The sequence below is a fragment of the Flavobacteriales bacterium genome (genome assembly GCA_016124845.1).
Classification (GTDB): Bacteria; Bacteroidota; Bacteroidia; order UBA10329; family UBA10329; genus UBA10329.
In genome coordinates, this window is the sequence record WGMW01000002.1 from 41,803 (window position 1) to 60,149 (window position 18,347).

The 18,347-nt window shown below is 46.9% G+C and carries 18 protein-coding genes; 5 read left to right on the forward strand and 13 right to left on the reverse strand.

Translation table 11 applies throughout. The features are described from left to right. Window position 1: 1 nt before the first annotated feature. The 8 genes from GC178_00425 to GC178_00460 all read right to left on the reverse strand — a co-directional run bounded on the left by GC178_00425 (window position 2) and on the right by GC178_00460 (window position 10,277). Complete coding sequence (locus GC178_00425; protein ID MBI1286022.1) at window positions 2–826, reverse strand: hypothetical protein; 825 nt, start codon at window positions 824–826, stop codon at window positions 2–4. Continuing rightward, on the reverse strand, window positions 792–2,006 hold the full coding sequence (locus GC178_00430; GenBank protein ID MBI1286023.1) for a glycosyltransferase: 1,215 nt from the start codon (window positions 2,004–2,006) through the stop codon (window positions 792–794). The genes GC178_00425 and GC178_00430 overlap by 35 nt, the downstream gene beginning before the upstream one ends. Window positions 2,007–2,009: 3 nt before the next feature. Then, a complete protein-coding gene (gene asnB / locus GC178_00435) occupies window positions 2,010–3,959 on the reverse strand; it encodes an asparagine synthase (glutamine-hydrolyzing) (protein ID MBI1286024.1) in 1,950 nt (649 codons plus the stop codon). Window positions 3,960–3,964: 5 nt separating this feature from the next. Further along, complete coding sequence (locus GC178_00440; protein ID MBI1286025.1) at window positions 3,965–4,270, reverse strand: hypothetical protein; 306 nt, start codon at window positions 4,268–4,270, stop codon at window positions 3,965–3,967. Window positions 4,271–4,349: 79 nt separating this feature from the next. Beyond that, window positions 4,350–5,738 (reverse strand): dihydrolipoyl dehydrogenase, encoded by a 1,389-nt coding sequence (gene lpdA, locus GC178_00445; protein MBI1286026.1) that lies wholly within the window; start codon window positions 5,736–5,738, stop codon window positions 4,350–4,352. Window positions 5,739–5,932: 194 nt separating this feature from the next. Further along, window positions 5,933–8,158, reverse strand: a complete 2,226-nt coding sequence (locus GC178_00450) for a T9SS type A sorting domain-containing protein (protein ID MBI1286027.1) — start codon at window positions 8,156–8,158, stop codon at window positions 5,933–5,935. A gap of 84 nt (window positions 8,159–8,242) precedes the next feature. Beyond that, window positions 8,243–9,676: a hypothetical protein gene (locus GC178_00455; GenBank protein ID MBI1286028.1), complete on the reverse strand. Its 1,434-nt coding sequence runs from the start codon at window positions 9,674–9,676 to the stop codon at window positions 8,243–8,245. A 409-nt stretch (window positions 9,677–10,085) separates the two neighbouring features. After that, the gene (locus GC178_00460; protein ID MBI1286029.1) at window positions 10,086–10,277 is read right to left on the reverse strand and encodes a hypothetical protein; all 192 of its coding nucleotides are present in this window, start codon (window positions 10,275–10,277) and stop codon (window positions 10,086–10,088) included. 135 nt (window positions 10,278–10,412) lie between these two features. On the opposite strand from GC178_00460, the gene GC178_00465 reads away from it, so the two are divergent. The 4 genes from GC178_00465 to GC178_00480 all read left to right on the forward strand — a co-directional run bounded on the left by GC178_00465 (window position 10,413) and on the right by GC178_00480 (window position 12,834). Further along, window positions 10,413–10,745 carry a hypothetical protein gene (locus GC178_00465; protein MBI1286030.1) on the forward strand — a complete coding sequence of 111 codons (333 nt, stop codon included), beginning with the start codon at window positions 10,413–10,415 and terminating at the stop codon, window positions 10,743–10,745. A gap of 247 nt (window positions 10,746–10,992) precedes the next feature. Further along, window positions 10,993–11,337 (forward strand): hypothetical protein, encoded by a 345-nt coding sequence (locus GC178_00470; protein ID MBI1286031.1) that lies wholly within the window; start codon window positions 10,993–10,995, stop codon window positions 11,335–11,337. Between the two features lie 159 nt (window positions 11,338–11,496). Further along, window positions 11,497–11,856, forward strand: coding sequence for a hypothetical protein (locus tag GC178_00475; protein MBI1286032.1), 360 nt, complete (start codon window positions 11,497–11,499; stop codon window positions 11,854–11,856). Between the two features lie 252 nt (window positions 11,857–12,108). Beyond that, window positions 12,109–12,834: a hypothetical protein gene (locus GC178_00480; protein ID MBI1286033.1), complete on the forward strand. Its 726-nt coding sequence runs from the start codon at window positions 12,109–12,111 to the stop codon at window positions 12,832–12,834. A gap of 132 nt (window positions 12,835–12,966) precedes the next feature. Here the strand turns inward: GC178_00480 and GC178_00485 are convergent, their stop codons facing one another. The 5 genes from GC178_00485 to GC178_00505 all read right to left on the reverse strand — a co-directional run bounded on the left by GC178_00485 (window position 12,967) and on the right by GC178_00505 (window position 17,376). Beyond that, the gene (locus GC178_00485; protein MBI1286034.1) at window positions 12,967–14,358 is read right to left on the reverse strand and encodes a hypothetical protein; all 1,392 of its coding nucleotides are present in this window, start codon (window positions 14,356–14,358) and stop codon (window positions 12,967–12,969) included. Window position 14,359: 1 nt separating this feature from the next. Beyond that, the gene (locus GC178_00490) at window positions 14,360–15,421 is read right to left on the reverse strand and encodes a hypothetical protein (GenBank protein MBI1286035.1); all 1,062 of its coding nucleotides are present in this window, start codon (window positions 15,419–15,421) and stop codon (window positions 14,360–14,362) included. A 64-nt stretch (window positions 15,422–15,485) separates the two neighbouring features. Beyond that, window positions 15,486–15,713, reverse strand: coding sequence for a helix-turn-helix domain-containing protein (locus GC178_00495; GenBank protein ID MBI1286036.1), 228 nt, complete (start codon window positions 15,711–15,713; stop codon window positions 15,486–15,488). Window positions 15,714–15,961: 248 nt separating this feature from the next. Beyond that, window positions 15,962–16,414: a peptide-methionine (R)-S-oxide reductase MsrB gene (msrB, locus tag GC178_00500; GenBank protein MBI1286037.1), complete on the reverse strand. Its 453-nt coding sequence runs from the start codon at window positions 16,412–16,414 to the stop codon at window positions 15,962–15,964. Between the two features lie 62 nt (window positions 16,415–16,476). Further along, window positions 16,477–17,376, reverse strand: coding sequence for an EamA family transporter (locus GC178_00505; protein MBI1286038.1), 900 nt, complete (start codon window positions 17,374–17,376; stop codon window positions 16,477–16,479). A 101-nt stretch (window positions 17,377–17,477) separates the two neighbouring features. Here GC178_00505 and GC178_00510 point away from each other — a divergent pair, with 101 nt between their 5' ends. Then, a complete protein-coding gene (locus GC178_00510; protein ID MBI1286039.1) occupies window positions 17,478–18,335 on the forward strand; it encodes a fatty acid hydroxylase in 858 nt (285 codons plus the stop codon). Window positions 18,336–18,347 lie beyond the last annotated feature (12 nt).

Sequence of the window (18,347 nt, forward strand, 5' to 3'; positions counted from 1 at the left end):
CCTATTTACCAAGAGCACCAAGGCGGATTACAATAGCAATTGTACTGCTTAAGGTGGTTAGAATTGCAATGTAAGGTGCCAACTCTGCAAGGGTTCTGTTAACCACACGACTTCTAACTTCAACATAGATGATATCATTTCCCTGCATGACCAAATTTGCATTTGTCATACCTTCAATAGTGGACAGGTCGACCAAATAGACAGAAGGTGCCCTGAGGTCGCCTCGAATTATTTTTATGTTCTTTGACTTAGCAGTAATAGGAAGTCCACCGGCCGAAGCTAAAACCTCGAATAACGTAGTATTGTCATTTTTCAAGGTAACTACTCTCGTGTTGTCTCCAGCAAAAATGAAAACACGTTTGTTGGTAACCTCGATTAGAACAAAAGGACCTTCATAGAATTGGGCAAATCGATCCTCCAGAAGCATTTCAGCCTGACGAACAGTCAGACCTTGCAGATAAACTCTACCAAAAAGCGGGAGTTTACTAAATCCATCGGATTCAATTCTGATAATCAGGTCAGCACTTGCACCAACGGTTGCTGTACTTCCTGAAGCAATATTCAGCATCCCAGAACCTTCGTTCGTGAAAAGTCGAATGTTCAAAATGTCATCAGGTGCCAGACGATATTCTTTTTCTACGATGTCGCCAAAGCTTGCATATTCATGACCAGAACCGATTCGGAACATACGGTTGGGGTAGAGATACTTCTCGCAGGAACTAAGGGAAAGAAGAAGTACGAGACCGAGTATCTTTAATCGCATGCGCAACTCAATTTCTGCAAAGTTAAGATTATATCGTGCTGCGGAATCCTTGGTTTTGATCAAGCAAGTGTTGATAAAGACGGTCCATGTCCGAGGTTAAACGGGAATAGTGGAATCGCTCACCTACATGACTCCATCCGTTAACTGCCATATCATTTCTGAGTTCATCAGATTCAATCAATTTCATCAGATTCTCGGCCATTTTCAGTTCATCAGTCGGCTCTGCCAACAGCCCGGTAATTCCGTGTTCAACTACATTTTCTACACCGCCAACGTTGGTTGATACTACTGGTGTTCCGCTTGCCTGCGCTTCGATCAGACTCACTGGAGTACCTTCATTCTTGCTTGTGAGCACCACAATATCCAATCCGGCATTGATGCGGTCAATATCCGTTCGCCAAGAACAGAAGGTCAATGGAGCTTCTTTTGGTTCGTACTTAGGAAAAGCATTGAATGGAATTTCCAACTCTCGGCAGAAGTCTTCCAGTTCAGTTCTCATCTCACCATCTCCAACGATGAAGAATCGCACCTTCTTGGTCGTTTCATCCAAAACGTGCCGCACTAAACGAAGGAAATACCGATGATCTTTCACATCTACCAAACGGCCGATGATGCCGATGGCAACTTCATCATCTTTCACGTTGAATTCCGTTCGGAATTCTTTGCGTTTCTCATTCGTATTGGTTCTGAACCGGTCAAGATCGAAACCCAACGGGATCACCTCAAACTTATCTGGTGGCGCGATCTTGTGTTCAACGGAAAGTTCATGCTTTTGAATATCGCTGATGGCAATGATCTTGGATGTTCGCTTGGCCAGCGACCGCTCGATCTGTTTGAACATATTGGTCTTCAACCGCCCGAAGTAGGAGTGGAAATAATGCCCGTGGAATGTGTGCACGATCACAGGAACTTTTCTGTTGTGTGCGGCCAACCGCCCGATAGCTCCGGGTTTGGAGGCGTGTGTATGAACAATATCTGGTTTGAAGTCGTCAATGATCTTCTCTATGGCGCGGTAGGCGGCCATATCCACACCAAGACTGATCTCCCGTTTCAGTTCCGGAATAATGACCGGTCTGATGCCCAGGTCTTGAAGGATGTGACTTGAACTGGCCTCGTTCTCTTCCTTATCGCCACCGATCAGCAACGTTTCGTAATTATCAGGCAAATACTTGGTCAAGTAAGCCACATTGAAAGTAGGCCCGCCCAAGTTGAAGCGGTTGGCTATACGAAGTATCCTTGGCATTGGTCAATGGCGAATATACCTTTTCCACCACGTTTGGAACACGATGAGGTTCCAAATATGGGTGGCCGAATCGCCCGGATCGTTGGAGTGCAATTTGTTGATCAGTGACTGAACGGCATTCCAGCTGAAAATTTCCTGTTCCTCGATCAGTTTCCTGCTCAATAGGTCATCCTTGATAAGCGAATCCAATTCACCTTTGAACCAGTTCAGCAATGGAACCTCAAAACCGTGTTTTGGTCTTCTGAAAAGCATTTCCGGCAGATCCGCCCGGAAAGTTTCCTGCAAGATCCGCTTTCGGATGTTGGCCGTGATCTTGTATTCCTCTGGAAGTGAACAGGCAAATTCCACCAATTCATGGTCCAAGAACGGAACACGAACCTCCAAGCTGTTGGCCATGCTCATCAGATCCACTTTGGTCAGCATGTCGTTACGTAGAACCTGATGAAGGTCGGTATAAAGCACTTCATCCAGATCATTGGTCGTGCCAAGTTCAGCCGTCAGTCGCTTTTTTCGTTCAGCTAAATCCCCCGGCTCATTCCTCGCCACCCCCTTTGAAAGGGGGAACTTGTCAACTCCATCTCTTATCAACTTGTCAACTTCATTTTCTGGCCAAAAGCTGGCCCAATTCCAAAACCTGTCCTTCGGGCCGAGCGAAACACCTTCGCTGAATTTCTGCAGCTGTCGAACCGTATTCCCAAAACTTGAGTTTCGCGAAGCGGGCAACAAAAACCAAAGTGGTTTCAATGCAGCTGCGATTTGCTCTTTCAAACCAAGATTTCGGGCACGGAATTCAGCTGCATGCTTGTTGTAGCCGCTGAAAAGTTCATCGGCACCATCGCCCGAAAGTGCAACCGTTACATGTTTCCGCGTATGCTTGCACAGAATGTGAACGGGTAGGGCAGAGCTGTCAGCAAATGGCCTGTCGATGTAGTTCAGCACATGATGCAGGTCGGCATATAGATCATCATTGGTCAGCTTGAAAACTGTATGATTCGAGCCGATCTTCTTGGCTACCGCTTCCGCATAATGCGTTTCATCAAATAGCGGCTCATCAGCATAACCGATGGAGAATGTGTTCAGTTTATCAGTTTGCCTTGCCGCCAATGTGGCAATGATGGAACTGTCAATTCCACCGCTCAAGAACGAACCCAATGGCACATCCGCGATCATCCTGCGCTGCACGGATTTCTCCATCAAATCACGGAGTTTCTGCTGCGCCTGTTCGTAAGTCAGTCTCGTTTTCGGTGCTGTCGGTTTCGGAATACTCCAGAAGACCCCGTTTGCCACCCTGAGCGAAGCCGAAGGGTCTCTTTCCAACCCACTGATTCGCATCCAACTCCCCGATTCCAACTCCACCACATTCTTGAAAATCGTTTCAGGATAGGGCGTGTAATTGAACTGATGATACAGTGCTTGAGAAACTACATCGATCTCTCTCGGAATACCGAATGCCATCAACGATTTCATCTCACTTCCGAATACAATCGCATTCTCATCTTGGTAAACCAGTAGTGGTTTGATTCCCATTCTGTCACGTGCCAAAAACAACTCGTCTGTTTCTTTGTCATGAATCGCGAAAGCGAAAAATCCGTTCAACCGCTTAAGCACTTTCTCTCCCCATTCAATGTAGCCTTGAAGCAGAATTTCCGTATCCGAAGTTGTTCTTGGATTGAAATCCGTTAATTCTCCTTGGATTTCACGGTAGTTATAGATCTCTCCGTTGAATACAATGGTGTATCGACCAGAATTATCCGTGAACGGCTGGTTGGCTGAAGCGGATGTGTCAATGATTGCCAAACGGGCGTGACCCAGCGCTGCACTCGCCTCAATATACTTTCCAGAACCATCTGGGCCGCGCAGCGCCATGGTTTCAATAGCGGCATCCAGTTTCTCAGCGTAAGGGCTTGCCGTGGCAGGTCCGTTCATGGAATAAAATCCTGTAATGCCGCACATGTTTCTTAATCTCTTAGAATGTGTGAAGTAAAGAGGCTTTCCAATTTTTTCAGATCAACACACTCAAAACTTTGAATAACGATATGAGTATCTTCTCCTTTGGAGATGTCTTCCAGGTTAACGAAGTATTCGTATTTATTTCTTTTCCAAGTCGATACATAAATCAGGAATTGATTCTTCAGGTCTGAGAAGCCAATGGCGCAGAGATCTCCCTCCCAGTAATCAGTGATGTTGAAAGAGTCCTTGCCAAACTTGGACTCCAAATGTTCAACCAGCGATAAGATGGATTTGTCCTTAACAAGTGGTTTCATCGTCCCTAATTAACAGAAAAGCCGTCATTGAGACGGCCTTTCAGATCTAATTAACTAATCCACTAATTCTCTGATCAACTCAAAGATGTATCACTTCATCATAGGCCGCAGCCGCAGCTTCCATCACCGCCTCACTCATGGTCGGGTGGGGGTGAACCGTTTTGATGATCTCGTGACCAGTAGTCTCCAGTTTGCGGATAGCCACGATCTCTGCGATCATCTCTGTCACGTTAGCACCGATCATGTGTCCGCCAAGCAACTCACCGTACTTCGCATCGAAGATCAGTTTCACGAAACCATCTTTCGCGCCAGCAGCACTTGCTTTACCTGAAGCAGAGAACGGGAACTTACCCACTTTGATGTCATAACCAGCTTCCTTGGCAGCCGCTTCGGTGTAACCGACAGACGCCACTTCGGGTGAACAGTACGTACAACCTGGAATGTTCTTGTAATCCAATGGCTCTGGGTTTTCCCCAGCAATTTTCTCTACGCAAATAATTCCCTCGGCACTTGCCACGTGCGCCAACGCTGGGCCAGGAATACAATCTCCAATGGCAAATACGTTCGGGATGTTGGTGGCGTAGTACTCATCTACTTTAATGCGACCGCCATCTATTATAACGCCCACATCTTCCAATCCGCAGTCTTCCAGATTGGCCTGAATACCAACGGCCGAAAGCACCACATCGCACTCAATCACCTCTTCACCTTTCTTGGTTTTGACGGTCACTTTGCAGCCGCTGCCAGAAGTATCAACCTTCTCCACAGAACTGTCGGTCATGATCTTCATTCCCGCTTTCTTGAAGGAGCGACCAAGTTGCTTGCTCACTTCCTCATCCTCCACCGGAACGATGTTTGGCATATACTCCACAACCGTCACTTCCGTACCAATGGCGTTGTAGAAATACGCGAACTCCACACCAATGGCACCAGAACCGACCACAACCATCTTCTTCGGTTGCTTGTCCAACGTCATGGCTTCACGATAGCCGATGATCTTCTTACCATCCTGCTTCAGGTTCGGCAATTCGCGACTACGCGCACCCAACGCCAGAATTATGTTCTTGGCCGAAACGTCCGATTTCTTTCCATCCGCATCCGTCACCTCAACCGTGGTATTGTTCTTAATCTTACCGAAACCCTGAATATGCTCGATCTTGTTCTTCTTGAAGAGGAACTGAATGCCCTTGCTCATGCCATTGGCCACGCCACGGCTGCGCTTCACCATTTCCTTGATATCCGCCTTGCTGTTGCCAACAGAAACACCGTAATCGGCCGCGTGTTGGATGTATTCGAAAACATTCGCACTCTTCAGCAATGCCTTTGTGGGGATGCAACCCCAGTTCAGGCAGATACCGCCCAACTCCGCGCGTTCCACCACGCCTACTTTCATACCCAATTGCGAAGCGCGGATGGCTGCCACATAACCACCAGGGCCGCTGCCCACTACTATCAGATCGTAACTCATCTTGTTCGTTTTTATCTGGTTGCGAAGGTATCAACGATAACCAAAACCAAAACCCAGAAACCATACATCTTCATGTAATCACACCTGTGTCAATTCAAGTGATGCTCACCAAGGAGAAAAAATGGTATCGAGAAGTGTTGCTTTTGGTGCGTGTTTATCACGTGTGTCCTTTTCGCTTTCTTGAGTAAACGGTTCTACCGAACAGTTACCAGTTTCCCAAGTAAGTATCTACGCTTGGCCGTATTGATGTATGCTAAGAAATATCCTGCTCCCAATTCACTTACACTAACATCAAACTGCATCGAGCTTATCCGTTTTCTAAGGATAAGTCGTCCTGAAACATCTGTGATCAGTAGTTCGCTACTTTCTGCTGGCAAGCGATCTAACCGGAAAAACACCTTATCCCTTGATGGGTTTGGATAGATGACGGCCTCTATTGTCGAGACCTCATCTATCGCAAGTCCTTGCAAGAGGTAAGGTTCGGAATTGATTTTACAGTTTACCGGGTAAATCGCTTCAACATGGTAGACACCATTTAATATTGGTTCAAGGTATATACCCGTTTCTCCAGTAAGTAAAGTATCATTCCGGAACCACTGTTGGTTAATAGGGTTCATGAACGGAGATATTAATATCGTTTGCTGACACGTGATAAATTGACCTGTTGGTTGGTAGCATTCTTGAACTGTATTCAGAGTTGTGTTTGTCGAGATTGGAGGATTTGCATCAAAGAAAATGTTTGCAGTATTGTGAATTAAAGTTCCAGGAAAGAGATTGCTGTCAGCCTTAATCCTGTATTGGATGAATCCTTGGCTTTCTATAAACGAGGTACCACTATCGACCAGCATGATTCCAAGGAATTTGAAGACCGCATCACCATCGGGTTCAACGCTTATTTCAACGTCATGCGACCATGCAACAGGTGTAAGGGTGCTCCAGTCCAAGTTCCTGTCCAGTTGGTTGCGAATGATAACATCAGTAGCGGGTGCATTTCCTGTATTCTGAAACCTCACAGTATATTCTAACCATTGTCCATCGGAAATATATCCTTCGGATTCAATTCCGGTATGTTCAGTCTTATCGTTAGGGTCGAAAGCACAAGCTAAAGGTGTGGTGCCCAGCTGTTGAAGTTGAAGTCCTGATTGGTCGAAGTAGTTGACCTCAGTTTCCATGATCTCACCTAACCAGAATGGGTCAGGCATCTGTATGCCTACAACCTGACTGAGTTGGTCATAAAAAGACAGGCTGTCCACATGGTAATATAGTTTATTGCCAACAATAGAGTCAGGCATAGGGTCTGAGTACTCAAAAGTTAAAATGGTATCCAATACCACTTCAAACACCCCAGATAAGAATGTGTTTCCCGTGTTTTGAAGGGAAAACCATAATGTTCCCATGGATAAACATGGCCCAGTTGGGTCAATAGTTGTAAGATTAGCATTAGGTTGAATTCCGTTCGGAATGACTCCAAAATCAGCACCTGAATACATTGGACTAACTGAATCCAGAATTACCGTGTAGGAGTTTGGTGTGGTCAATAGCCAAAGTGATGTGTCAAGCTCTGGAGTAACTGAATATGCACCAATACCAGTGAGAGCATTGTACTCTCCATTTGCATTGGTGAAAAATGCCGATTGAGTAGGATCTATCTGAACATCGATAAAAGGAAATGGGATGTCGTTGTTAGTCATATTACCGCTGGTATCAATATCATAAAACACATGGCCTTGAACGCGATAACTTCCCCAAAAAAGGTTTTCAAAGTAATAGATGCCTGCATTCATTGGTCCATTTCCTTGATCGGAGATAATAAGATCTTCGTCTCCATCAAAGTCTCTGTCTACTGGAATTAGGTCGTAAGGCCGTCCCAATTCAGCATCCCCGAATTGAATGTGGTAAGGGTCGGAAAACTGCCAGCCCCCAAGATTTTTATACCAGAAAAGACCACAAGAGCTACAGCTATTTCCTATTCCAGGTGTCATACAAAGAATGTCAGTAAGCCCATCATTATCAATGTCCATGGCTGTAGTGCCATCTGGCAGCCAAATGTTTGAATACCACTGGTCGGAGTATACAATATGACGATTGAAATTCACTCCATCGAACTCATGGATAGATATGATAGGGTTATTGAAACTGTGGTTCAATAATAGGTCGTTGTCTCCATCATTATCGAAATCTGCCGCACAGATACGAGTGCTATACCAATCTGTTGTGTCGTTTATGAAGATCACATCGAATTGACCCTGTCCATCATTGATGAAAACAGCAATTCCACCCACATCTTCATCCGCCACCAAGGCGGCATCCATATCGCCATCGTTTTCAAGATCAAATGTTTCCATTCGGCCAGGAGTTAGACCAAATTCGCTTGAAACGATGGGTTCTAAGGTTAGAACACCATTCTGATTGCGGGCCATCATTATTTGATTTCCATTGTTCCCACTTGGTACCACAATGACATCCTGATCACCGTCATTGTCAAAATCTTCGAATGCTGAGGCCTAAAATTGCTGCGTTGGGAATTCAAGATGTACCTCCGGGATACTAAAGTTACCTGAGCCATCATTCTCAGATGTTGTGATTTTTCCATCCCATCCGACATAGCCTACATCAGCAGTGCCATTGTTATCCAGATCACGGCTATATACATCCATAACGGAACCAGAACTCAAATCAATTGCGTAAGAGGAATTCGCATACTGGTCGTTACCCGTGTATTTGAGGTACTCAACTTGGTACTGGAAACCTGTTGATGAAACGGCTAATATATCTTTGTAACCATCTTTATTCACATCAGTGAGCACCATTTGACGGCACCCACCAGGTGTATTCATATGTGAGCCTTCCGTCCAATCTTGATATGTGCTGTCACCAAACAAGACGACCAGCCCATGGTCGAACAAAATATCAACTATCCCATCACCATTGAAATCTTCAAACTGTAAGTTTTTCAGCGGTGCAACAAGTTCGGTTAGCATGGTGTAATTCGTATTCGCACCATGATAAAGACGTAATCCACCCCTCGGAACGACCACTTCAGGGCCAGGTTGGCCATCCAGATCAATCACCTTGACTCCTTGACCATTGTTGGCTGAACTGGCAATAAGTGTGTGGCTCGTAAATTGATCGGCACCATCGTTTTCAAGCCAAAGAATTGGTTCACTCGTTCCCGCTTGAAATCCACGTGCAACTAGGTCAAGGTCACCATCATTGTCCATATCGCCAGAGCCATAAACGGTTTCGATATTATAGGGAAGGGATAAGGAATGAAAGACATAGCCAGCACTATCATTCACAAGACAGGTTTCTTCTTCCGTTGATTGTTTAACAAAAACATCTATCAGTGAATCTCCATTGAAGTCGAATAAGTTATCAATGTCTCCACCATTAGGAATGACGATCTCAACCGTTTCCGTAAACTGTCCCGATCCATTGTTTTTCATCCAACAGCCCATTCCGGCACCGGCAGAAAGTACGATATCCGCATATCCATCAAGATTCATGTCGAAAGAAAATATGCTATTGATAGACGTGTAACCCGCAGGCATATTAAGCACTATGGGCGGGCCATTTCCTTGGCCGAGATTTAGCCAAAGACGGGTTTCCGGGTCTCCATTGGAATTTGCCGCAGTAACGATATCTGCATAACCGTTGTAGTCGAAATCATAGACTGTTATTAGCCTGTATGCCTCATCGGTATCCAAAATGGTATGATGGTCAATGAAAAATCCTGCACCATCATTTTCATACCAGACCACTTTACCATCCTTAAATGACGAAACGACCACGTCCAGATCACCATCACCATCCATATCTCCGCTTTCAGTACTACTAAGTCCTTTTGATACAGGCGATATCTGAACAGGCTCTGCAAACTGAGCCCAAGCGCTTACACCGGCCAATAACGAAAGTAAAAGTGTTGCAATGTTTTTCAACGGTATTATTTAAACAACGTTAAATGTACGTATTTGCCTTGGTAAACAATTTCAGGAGATAATCATTGCATGGTAATTAGAAAATATCCATCCATACTGCTTGCCCATAGCTGGCGCAAGAGTTCCGCAGGATCCCTTGTGCTGAATTAAATACGATCAGTTTGTAACTGATCTCATTTCCAGAAGCTGGTCCTTTCTCGGTAAAAAGGACGATAAGAATCATTCCACAAATCTCTGCTGGCACCCTTTGATTACGCCTGCCTAAGCATCCTCGAATTTCTCTGTTTAGACCTTCGTGCTTCCAAATGGCAATTTCCACCATCCTCCAAACCATTCCCGCCTTCCTAAGAATAATTCCCGCTTTGCTCAGAACCCTTTCCACCATACTGACAATTATTTCCACTATGCTTTAAGAGGCTGCCCGCTTCCTCGCAATCCTTGCCGCCAGACCGACAAAGCTTCCCATTTCCCTGTTACTGATCTCCGCCACGGTGATACTGATTCCCATCGCGTTAAGATTTATGCCCACCACGTTAAGATTTATTCCCGCCTCGTTCTCATCAACTGCCACCTTCCTTCCATTGGTTGCCGCCTTGCTCATCGCCCCATTCTCCAGCCTCTGATCAACTGATTTGCTGAACAACTGATCAACTTGCTTCCAAATAGCGGTTTTCTTTTTGATAACTACTCCTTTCCTAAACGTTATGGAAATCTTAACCTTACTAATTTCGCCCCCATGGAAGGGAAGATAGAGTATCGTGTTGTTTACCGCGAGCCGCATCGGCATTTCGTGGATTTTGAATTGATGATTACAGGCATTTCGCAGTCCAAATTGCAGTTGCAATTGCCAGCTTGGCGTCCGGGCCGGTATGAGTTGGGCAACTTTGCCAAGAACGTGCAGCGCTTTGCCGCTTTCACCATCAATAATGAACCTCTAACCTTCCGTAAACTCACCAAAGACCTTTGGGAGGTCGATTGCGATGGTCACCAAAAGGTGAAGGTCGCCTACAACTACTTCGCCAACGAACTCAATGCAGGTAACACCTTTGTAGACCACAGCCAACTGTAGGTCAATCCTGTAAACTGCTTCATGTTTGTACCCGACTGGGTTGACCGCGCAGCAACCGCCACGCTCGACATACCCAAGGGCTGGCAGGTGGCCTCAGGGATGAAAGCAACTACCCGCGCACTTCTCGATACACCCTTCCACTTCGTGGCTGCTGAGCCTGTCGAAGTGCTCAGGCCACTTAGAGTACCAAAACCTCGCACGTCTATTGCAGGGCGGCTGTTACCCAAGACGCTATCTTTAACGTCACATGGATCAAGAAACGGCTCATTATATAGTTGAACACTATCGTTCGCTCATGATCGAAAAAGAGAAGAGGGCTCAACGCCATCATTTCAGTACGGTCAAAATAGGCGATGAAGCAAGTGAGGCAAGGCAACGGGTCTATCAAAAGATGTTCTGGTTGTCAAACGACCCCGAAATTCTGGCTTTGCTTGATGGTGGGTATGAACGGTTCGAGATCCATACGGCCTCCCGCATCCTGTCAGAACATGAAGATGAGGTATTCCTGAATCATTGTCCAAAATGTGGACGACTTGCAAGGACGCCAAAAGCAAAGCAATGCCGTTACTGTGGCAATGACTGGCATGGATAGAATCTGTTTCACTGGTTTAAGATCTCCATCCGCTTCAGGATATTGCCCTATACAACTCAGGTAGCGAGACCTGCGAGGTTTCCAAAACCTCACAGGTCTTTTGCAGGGCGGCTGTTTCCTAACGTCTTATCTTTAGCGGGAAACGTTGAGGGTTATTAAATGAAACGACATCTTACCATCTTCTTAACGGTGTTAGTTTCTCCAGTATTCGGACAGGAATTGCGGAGTGACATAGACACGATTTATCATTCTGTCGACTCCACAGTTGTGAAGGTTTTAGATTATGTGGACGGAGAATTAGCTGGCGAGTATTTCGGTTGCTTTACGGAAGCAATTGAAGAAAGGGTAAGCAAAAACGGACGTGGGAGAAAGGCCCAAAAACAGCTACGACATAGAATGACTGCAATTTGGGACTTGAAAAAATATGACAAATGGGAAATTGCTCATCCTCCTCCGACAACTACTGACGGGGCGAAAACGGAATTTGGAGGAATATCAATCGTGGATAAAAGAAATTAAAAACAACCCCCAACCCCCACTAAACCTAATGTGTGCGATAGTGCATGGAGACGCGATGCATCGCGTCTCTACATGTTCTGTGCTGTCCGTGCGTGGGTCAGTCCGAGTGTCCGCCACAAGCGGACGTATCGAGGACCGTGGGCAGCTATACCCGCGCACTCCAAGTGACCCATGTCCCAAACCTCGCACGTCTATTGCAGGGCGGCTGTTACCTAACGTATTATCTTTAGCGGGAAACGTTAGGGTGTAATCATGAAATACCTTTTAGCAAAGCTGCTTTTGTTAATTGCAATATCAGTTTTTGGACAGGAAAGAGAGTTGCATATACCCATCAAACAAAATGGGGATACCATTCCTTGGTACGACATGCAGATGAAATTTGTATCGATACTAGGACTGGAACCTTTGCAAAGCACATCTTCACATTTGGCCTTTCGGATTTGGACGGACAAGCAGGTAATTGAAATCAATGAATATCCAGGACACCTAAGTGGACGAATAATTAGTTGGGCGATAGAATACTCCTTTGAGAAACAGAGTACCATTGGACCAGTTAGATTTACCATTGACACACTTCCAGAGGTTCAAACAAGCTTGGCCAAGAACTTGATAAAATCCTCTGATATTAGGAAAGTTCCTGATGAACGTTCAATTCCAAATTGGCTACAAGGTTATGACGGGGTGACGTATTATATTGAAGATGCTGATTCATCCTCCTATTCATTTAAATCGTATTGGGAACCCGAAACACAAGGCTCTTTGGTTGAAGCGCTATTGGTAGACTCGCTTATAAAGAAACTATGTAGAGTTGTCGAGGCAAAGTCATACTGGACAAAATTTGAGGATGTGTTACCCTTTGTGTGTTATCAGTCAGCAGGACCGTTTGTTACTTGCTCACGAAAGATGTTGAACTATGGAACACGTAGACAATGGCGTAAAACAAAAAGGAAATCAAAACGAGAAAAAGCTGATAATTAACTACCCTTAAGGTTCACTTCTCGATACACGCTTCGATTACTCGAACCGACCGCAGGGAGCTCATGGCCGAAGGACATTACTTAGTGACCCATGTCCCAAACCTCGCAGGTCTTTTGCAGGCCAGATCACACCTCATCCATCAAACTCCGGCAGTATCACCTTCTTATCGGTAATGCGGAAACTGAGGCGGTAAAAATCGATGTTGTCCTCTATCCAAGGGTCCATGGCCTTCCATTCCCAAAAGAGGTCGTTGCTCACCATCAGGCAATTGTTGCGTTTTACGTGTGCGATCACAAACACATCGGCACTGGTGCCGCTGGGCACTTCAAAGTAATCCACGCTGTCGGCAAAGGCATCCAACGCCACGGGGTCGTCTATCCGGTGGCGGAGTGAGGCATCCACGATCACCATGATGTCCTTGAACCCGCGCCTCTTGAGGTCGTCCATCATACGTTGCAGGTTCTCCACCTTGGGCACGCTTCTGTGGTTGCCATGCGAGTTGTGCGCCACATTGCTGCCATCCAGCACCACTTGGCGTTCCTGCACCGCGCGGGTGGCAAACACCTCCCTGTCGTGGTGGTAAGTGCCGAACTTCTTAATGTCGGCATTGGTGCGCAGGAACTGTAGCAGCGCCTTTCGGTCGCGCAGTTGCAGGGTAAACCAGTTGCGCAGCATCTTGGAGGCAGGATCCTGATACAGTTCAATGTCCTTTTCCAGCCGCCTTTGTATCTGATCCACGGTCACCTCCTTCTTTTCGGGCAGGCGCGAGAGCAGTTGCAGCAGCACCCGCGCGTCATGCTTCAGGTCGGGGGCGTCCATCAGGTCCAGGTTCAGTTTACTGCGGAACTCCGAGCGCGAGAAGCATTCCGCCTCCTTGGCCTCCTGCCATTCTTTGGCGTTGATGAACCCTCCCTGTCTTCCGGCCTCAAAGTCGGCAGCAGTGGTATAGCCCTGTTCGGTGGCCGTGCGGTAGTCGGCCGCCAGCGTAAAACCCTTCTCCAGCGCCACCTGCAGCTCAAACCAATTGGTAAAGCCCGCATCCTTTCCGTAGCGGTAGAGGTCGTACGGATTGGCCATGGCGGGCAGTTCCACCTTCAGGCGGCCTTCCTCCACCATCTTCACATAATCGGGGTAGCCGTCCTCGTAATGCTCATCCACCAAGGCCTTGTAGGTCTCCGGGTCGCTGAGTTCAGAACCTACCGAAAGCTGGTAGGCCTCCCATGTTTCAAACCCCTTTTCGGTGGCATCATAGTACGTGGCCGCATCGCCAAAACCCTTTTCTCTGGCGGTGCGGTAGTCGGTCAGTTGGTGGTAGCCCTGTGCATCCACCGTAAGCAGCCCACCTTTATGGCTTATGCCGAAGGCGGTAATGGTTCCATGCTGCTCAAAACAATAGATGCTGGTAACCACATGGTCCTCTGCAAAACGCAGAAATTCCTCCAGGTCCAGCAGTTCTATCTGCAGTTCGGCCTTGGTAAGCTTGGCGCGGTAGTGGCGCCACTTGTTGTCGGTGCGTTGGCTCATATCAGTCCAGGTCTAAGGTCTTTCGTTTGTGAGAGAGAGAATCCTCTTCGGTAAGGTTGTCTGTGGCTGCGGTGCTCCAGTCAGACCTTACAGTAATGAAAGGGATGGTAGGGCATAGGATGCCGCTCTGTTTCTTTTTTTGCAAAACAGCCCATGTGTCCTTAGGAATGATACCATGGTCGAAAAGCAGTTGCCATAGTTCGGTTATCTCCATGTTTCCAACAAGCAGTTCGGCCCGGATGGACTGCTGCAGATCAGCGGCCCATTGTATCTCAGGCAGTTCATCCATGGTCTTTTGCAAGCGCGGGGCAAGTTCTTTGATGCTTTCAATGTTCCATTGCCCCGTAGTGTACCGTTTTTCGCCATCCTGCTGTTCCATCAGCGGAAGCGTGGTTTCGAGTTCTTTGCGGAGCGGCTCAAGCCGCTGGCGCAGATTGTTCAGCTTCTCATACTCATACAGGTTCATGTTGGGCAGTGTAACCAGAGGCGTACATTCGAACCTGTCGAGCACATCAAGCCCAAGCTGTTCGTAAAACAGAACAATGGATGGGGGGTCTTCTTCTTCCTCATCCTGTTCAAACGAGAGGAGGCCGCTGAACTTTCCGCGTCCGGTCGGTTCGCCACGTTCCGTATCCACATTCCAGAGGTAGAGACATTTGTTGTCTTTCAGATAGAATGGCCATAGCTGAGGCAACGCTGAGGTTCTAAGATCGGTAACGATATGTTCCCTGTAATGCTCAAAGATGTCCTGCGTTATCTTCTCACCACGTTTAAGGGTCAGGATGTCATGCTTGTTGCGGTGTTTTTTTTTACGGATAGACTGCATGATGGCCATGGCGCCTTGCAGGGTCTTGATATCTTCTGGCTGTTGGAGTTGTTTCAACAATAGCCTCATCTTGTTGGCCGGGGTCAATTGTTCAGAAGCATGTTCGAACATGATGATGTTGGTCGAGTATCCAACGCAACAGACATTGTCGAGAAGGCAAAGTCCTGCACGTAGAGCAAAGGCTTCCCAAGCTGGGCTAAATGCTGGAGGATTGGAATTGAAGGTGTAGCCGTTCATGATACTCTTGTTATACGTTGATAGTTGAACGCACATACATGTTGTAGATTGTGCATGGGTCGCCTTACTGCGGCCCTTTCCGTTTCTTCTCCTCCTTGCACAGTTTTTCCAGTTTTCTGATGGTGATGTCCAGCATGGCGCACCATAGTTCCAGTATATCGATACGCGGTTGTGCCTTTCCGCTCTCTATACGGGCAACATGGCGCTGACTGATACCGATTTCGTCTGCAATGTTTTGCTGGGTAAGGTCTTTCAGGCGTCTTAGCTGACGCAGTTTGGCTCCACGTTCCATGGTTTTGAGGTTGAACGTACAACATGGTCTAAATTGATACTCCACGGGCTGAAACACGACCCTGTTGTCTTATTTGTAATCCAAAAATAACAGAGTTTTGTTTCTGTCAACATGAAAAATCAACATTCATATAGAATTTCTCATTGGGGAGGGGCGTGGCAAGAGCTCTCAGAAGTGTCTGACACAGTTTGTTGAGCAGACTCCTAAATGATGAAGTTTGAGTACACCTCACCGTGCAGATGTGTAAATTATCGGGTATGGAAATCCAGCGAAGCTGAATTGATGCAGTAGCGCAGTCCCGTAGGTTCGGGGCCATCATCGAACACATGGCCAAGGTGGGCGTTGCAACGGGCGCAGTGTACCTCATCTCGGTTCATGCCGAAACTGAGGTCTGTTGATTTTTCTACGTGATTGCCGATGTAGGTGTAAAAACTTGGCCAGCCCGTACCACTTTTGAACTTGGTCTTGCTATCAAAAAGGTCCAACCCGCAACAGATGCAGGTGTAGATGCCATCGGCCTTATTGTCCCAATACTTGCCGGTAAACGCCTGTTCGGTATCGTGCTTTCGAGTAACCAAGTATTGTTGTTCGGTGAGCTTTTCCTTCCAGTAGCTATCGGGCTTCGATATTTTCTGGATGTCCTGAGAAAAGGAAGTGAATGGCAAAAGGAAGATGATGAAAGCAAAAAGAATGGCGCGCATAACGTTGCAGTTTTGTCGCAAGTTAAACAGGTGTGAGTTAAAGAATGTTCTGACCTCTACCGTTAAGGTGCGATCAGCGTTTGCTTCCGAATCTTTCGCTTGGTTCGCCACTCAAGCAATCCATTGGCCGCCACGGCCACAATTATGGTACTTGCGCCTGCATAAAAACCGAGGTTCAGTTCCTTGTGCTCCTCAAAGATAAAAGCCGCCAGAATGATGGAATAAACAGGTTCCAGATTCACCGAAAGGTTCATTACAAAAGGAGAGACATGCTGTAGCGCCTGATACGAAAGCTGCATGGCGTAGACCGTGCAGACCGTACTCAGAATAAGCAGATAACCGCTATCGGATAGTGTTGGAACAAGATCGGAAACAGGGAAAAAGTGTATATAAACAGGTGCCAAAATGGTAAGTGTTCCCAAGCCACCGATAAGTTCGTAGAACAGGAGGTTCCTCGGGCCGTGATTCTTCAATAAAGACTTGGTTTCGATGGTGAAATAGGCACAGAGCATGGCGCTGATGAGCCCCAATGAAATTCCCATGGCATACAGTTTCTGAAAACGGAAAATGAGAAAGATGCCGAAGATGATGATCAATCCGAGAATCACCTCTGATAGCTGTGGTCTTCGCCTGTACATCAATGGTTCGAGAATGGATGTGAACAGCGCGGTGCTGGCCAGCGCACTTAGTGCCACCGAAACATTCGAATACTTGATGGCCCCGAAAAATGATACCCAGTGCAAGGCAATGGTTCCGCCTACAAAGGCGATCTTCTTCATTTCTTTCCACGGAGGGGATTCCAGTTCACCACGCCATTTAAGGAACAAACCCAAGGCAATTACTGTGAGGAGAATACGCCACCACACCAGAGGAAATTCCGATAAGGAGATGAGTCGGCCTAATATACCCGTGAATCCCCACAGGAAGATGGCGAAATGCATCTGCAGATAGGCGCGTTTCATGGGACGCAAATGTCGGTAAAAGGCCGACTGAAAATAGCGTTGCGGTAAGTAAATGCAGATGTTACTTTTAAGGTCGGATGCAAGAAGAATTGCTTAGCAAAATGGTGCCAGCGGTGGTTATGCTGGTGCTTGGTATTTTGGAAGCGCTCGGTGGCCTGTACATCAAAGACAGGCGCACCAGAAATGATTTCACCATTGAATTGGTGAGTTTGGTAACGTTGCCAACGCTTATTCAACCAGCAATTTTTCTGTGTGTTGTCTGGGGCATGCGGGCTGCGTTTCCTCAACTGGAAGATCATTTCGTACATGTTTCCTTCTGGTGGTGCATCCTCGCATTTCTGGTGTTCGATGACCTCACGCAATACCTCTGGCATCGCCTTTCGCATGTTAACAGAACCATGTGGAAGCTGCATCGTCCGCACCATGTGGTGGAGGAGATGGGCGTGATGGTCACATATCGGAACGCAGTTCTTTACTACGCGCTCATGCCAGGCATTTGGTTTTCGGCATTGCTCGTCTATCTGGGCATGGGCTACGCTTATCTGTTCTACCTGCCGGTAAAGCTCACCATCATTCTGTTGGCGCACAGCGAGACCAAATGGGACCGATTCCTTTACCGCTATAAGTTTCTGAATCCATTGGCGTGGATCGTTGAAAGGGTGATATCCACCCCAAGCACGCATTTCGCGCATCATGGCCTCACGGCCGATGATGGCGTAAGCAACCCGAACGGCAACTACGGCAACCTGCTCTTCATTTGGGATGTCCTGTTCGGAACGGCCAAGATCACGCGGAAATATCCCACACGTTTCGGTGCGTGGAATCAGGTAAAGGAACCGTGGTATGTTCAGCTGCTGTTTCCGATCATTCGGTCGAAAGACGAACGAAGCGAACTGCATTCCATCCGAACAAAAAACGACTACGACCCTTCGGTGGATTTCAAGGAGTTCAATCGCTGAACCAGCAAACAT

Bases quoted from the DNA above. Each gene is read 5' to 3' on its own strand.
- GC178_00470 (MBI1286031.1), top strand. From the start codon at position 10,993: ATGGATCAAGAAACGGCTCATTATATAGTTGAACACTATCGTTCGCTC.
- GC178_00430 (MBI1286023.1), bottom strand. From the start codon at position 2,006: ATGCCAAGGATACTTCGTATAGCCAACCGCTTCAACTTGGGCGGGCCT.
- GC178_00465 (MBI1286030.1), top strand. From the start codon at position 10,413: ATGGAAGGGAAGATAGAGTATCGTGTTGTTTACCGCGAGCCGCATCGG.
- GC178_00440 (MBI1286025.1), bottom strand. From the start codon at position 4,270: ATGAAACCACTTGTTAAGGACAAATCCATCTTATCGCTGGTTGAACAT.
- GC178_00510 (MBI1286039.1), top strand. From the start codon at position 17,478: ATGGTGCCAGCGGTGGTTATGCTGGTGCTTGGTATTTTGGAAGCGCTC.
- GC178_00505 (MBI1286038.1), bottom strand. From the start codon at position 17,376: ATGAAACGCGCCTATCTGCAGATGCATTTCGCCATCTTCCTGTGGGGA.
- lpdA (MBI1286026.1), bottom strand. From the start codon at position 5,738: ATGAGTTACGATCTGATAGTAGTGGGCAGCGGCCCTGGTGGTTATGTG.
- GC178_00480 (MBI1286033.1), top strand. From the start codon at position 12,109: ATGAAATACCTTTTAGCAAAGCTGCTTTTGTTAATTGCAATATCAGTT.
- GC178_00475 (MBI1286032.1), top strand. From the start codon at position 11,497: ATGAAACGACATCTTACCATCTTCTTAACGGTGTTAGTTTCTCCAGTA.
- GC178_00460 (MBI1286029.1), bottom strand. From the start codon at position 10,277: ATGAGCAAGGCGGCAACCAATGGAAGGAAGGTGGCAGTTGATGAGAAC.
- GC178_00490 (MBI1286035.1), bottom strand. From the start codon at position 15,421: ATGAACGGCTACACCTTCAATTCCAATCCTCCAGCATTTAGCCCAGCT.
- GC178_00450 (MBI1286027.1), bottom strand. From the start codon at position 8,158: ATGGCCCGCAATCAGAATGGTGTTCTAACCTTAGAACCCATCGTTTCA.
- GC178_00495 (MBI1286036.1), bottom strand. From the start codon at position 15,713: ATGGAACGTGGAGCCAAACTGCGTCAGCTAAGACGCCTGAAAGACCTT.
- GC178_00485 (MBI1286034.1), bottom strand. From the start codon at position 14,358: ATGAGCCAACGCACCGACAACAAGTGGCGCCACTACCGCGCCAAGCTT.
- msrB (MBI1286037.1), bottom strand. From the start codon at position 16,414: ATGCGCGCCATTCTTTTTGCTTTCATCATCTTCCTTTTGCCATTCACT.
- asnB (MBI1286024.1), bottom strand. From the start codon at position 3,959: ATGTGCGGCATTACAGGATTTTATTCCATGAACGGACCTGCCACGGCA.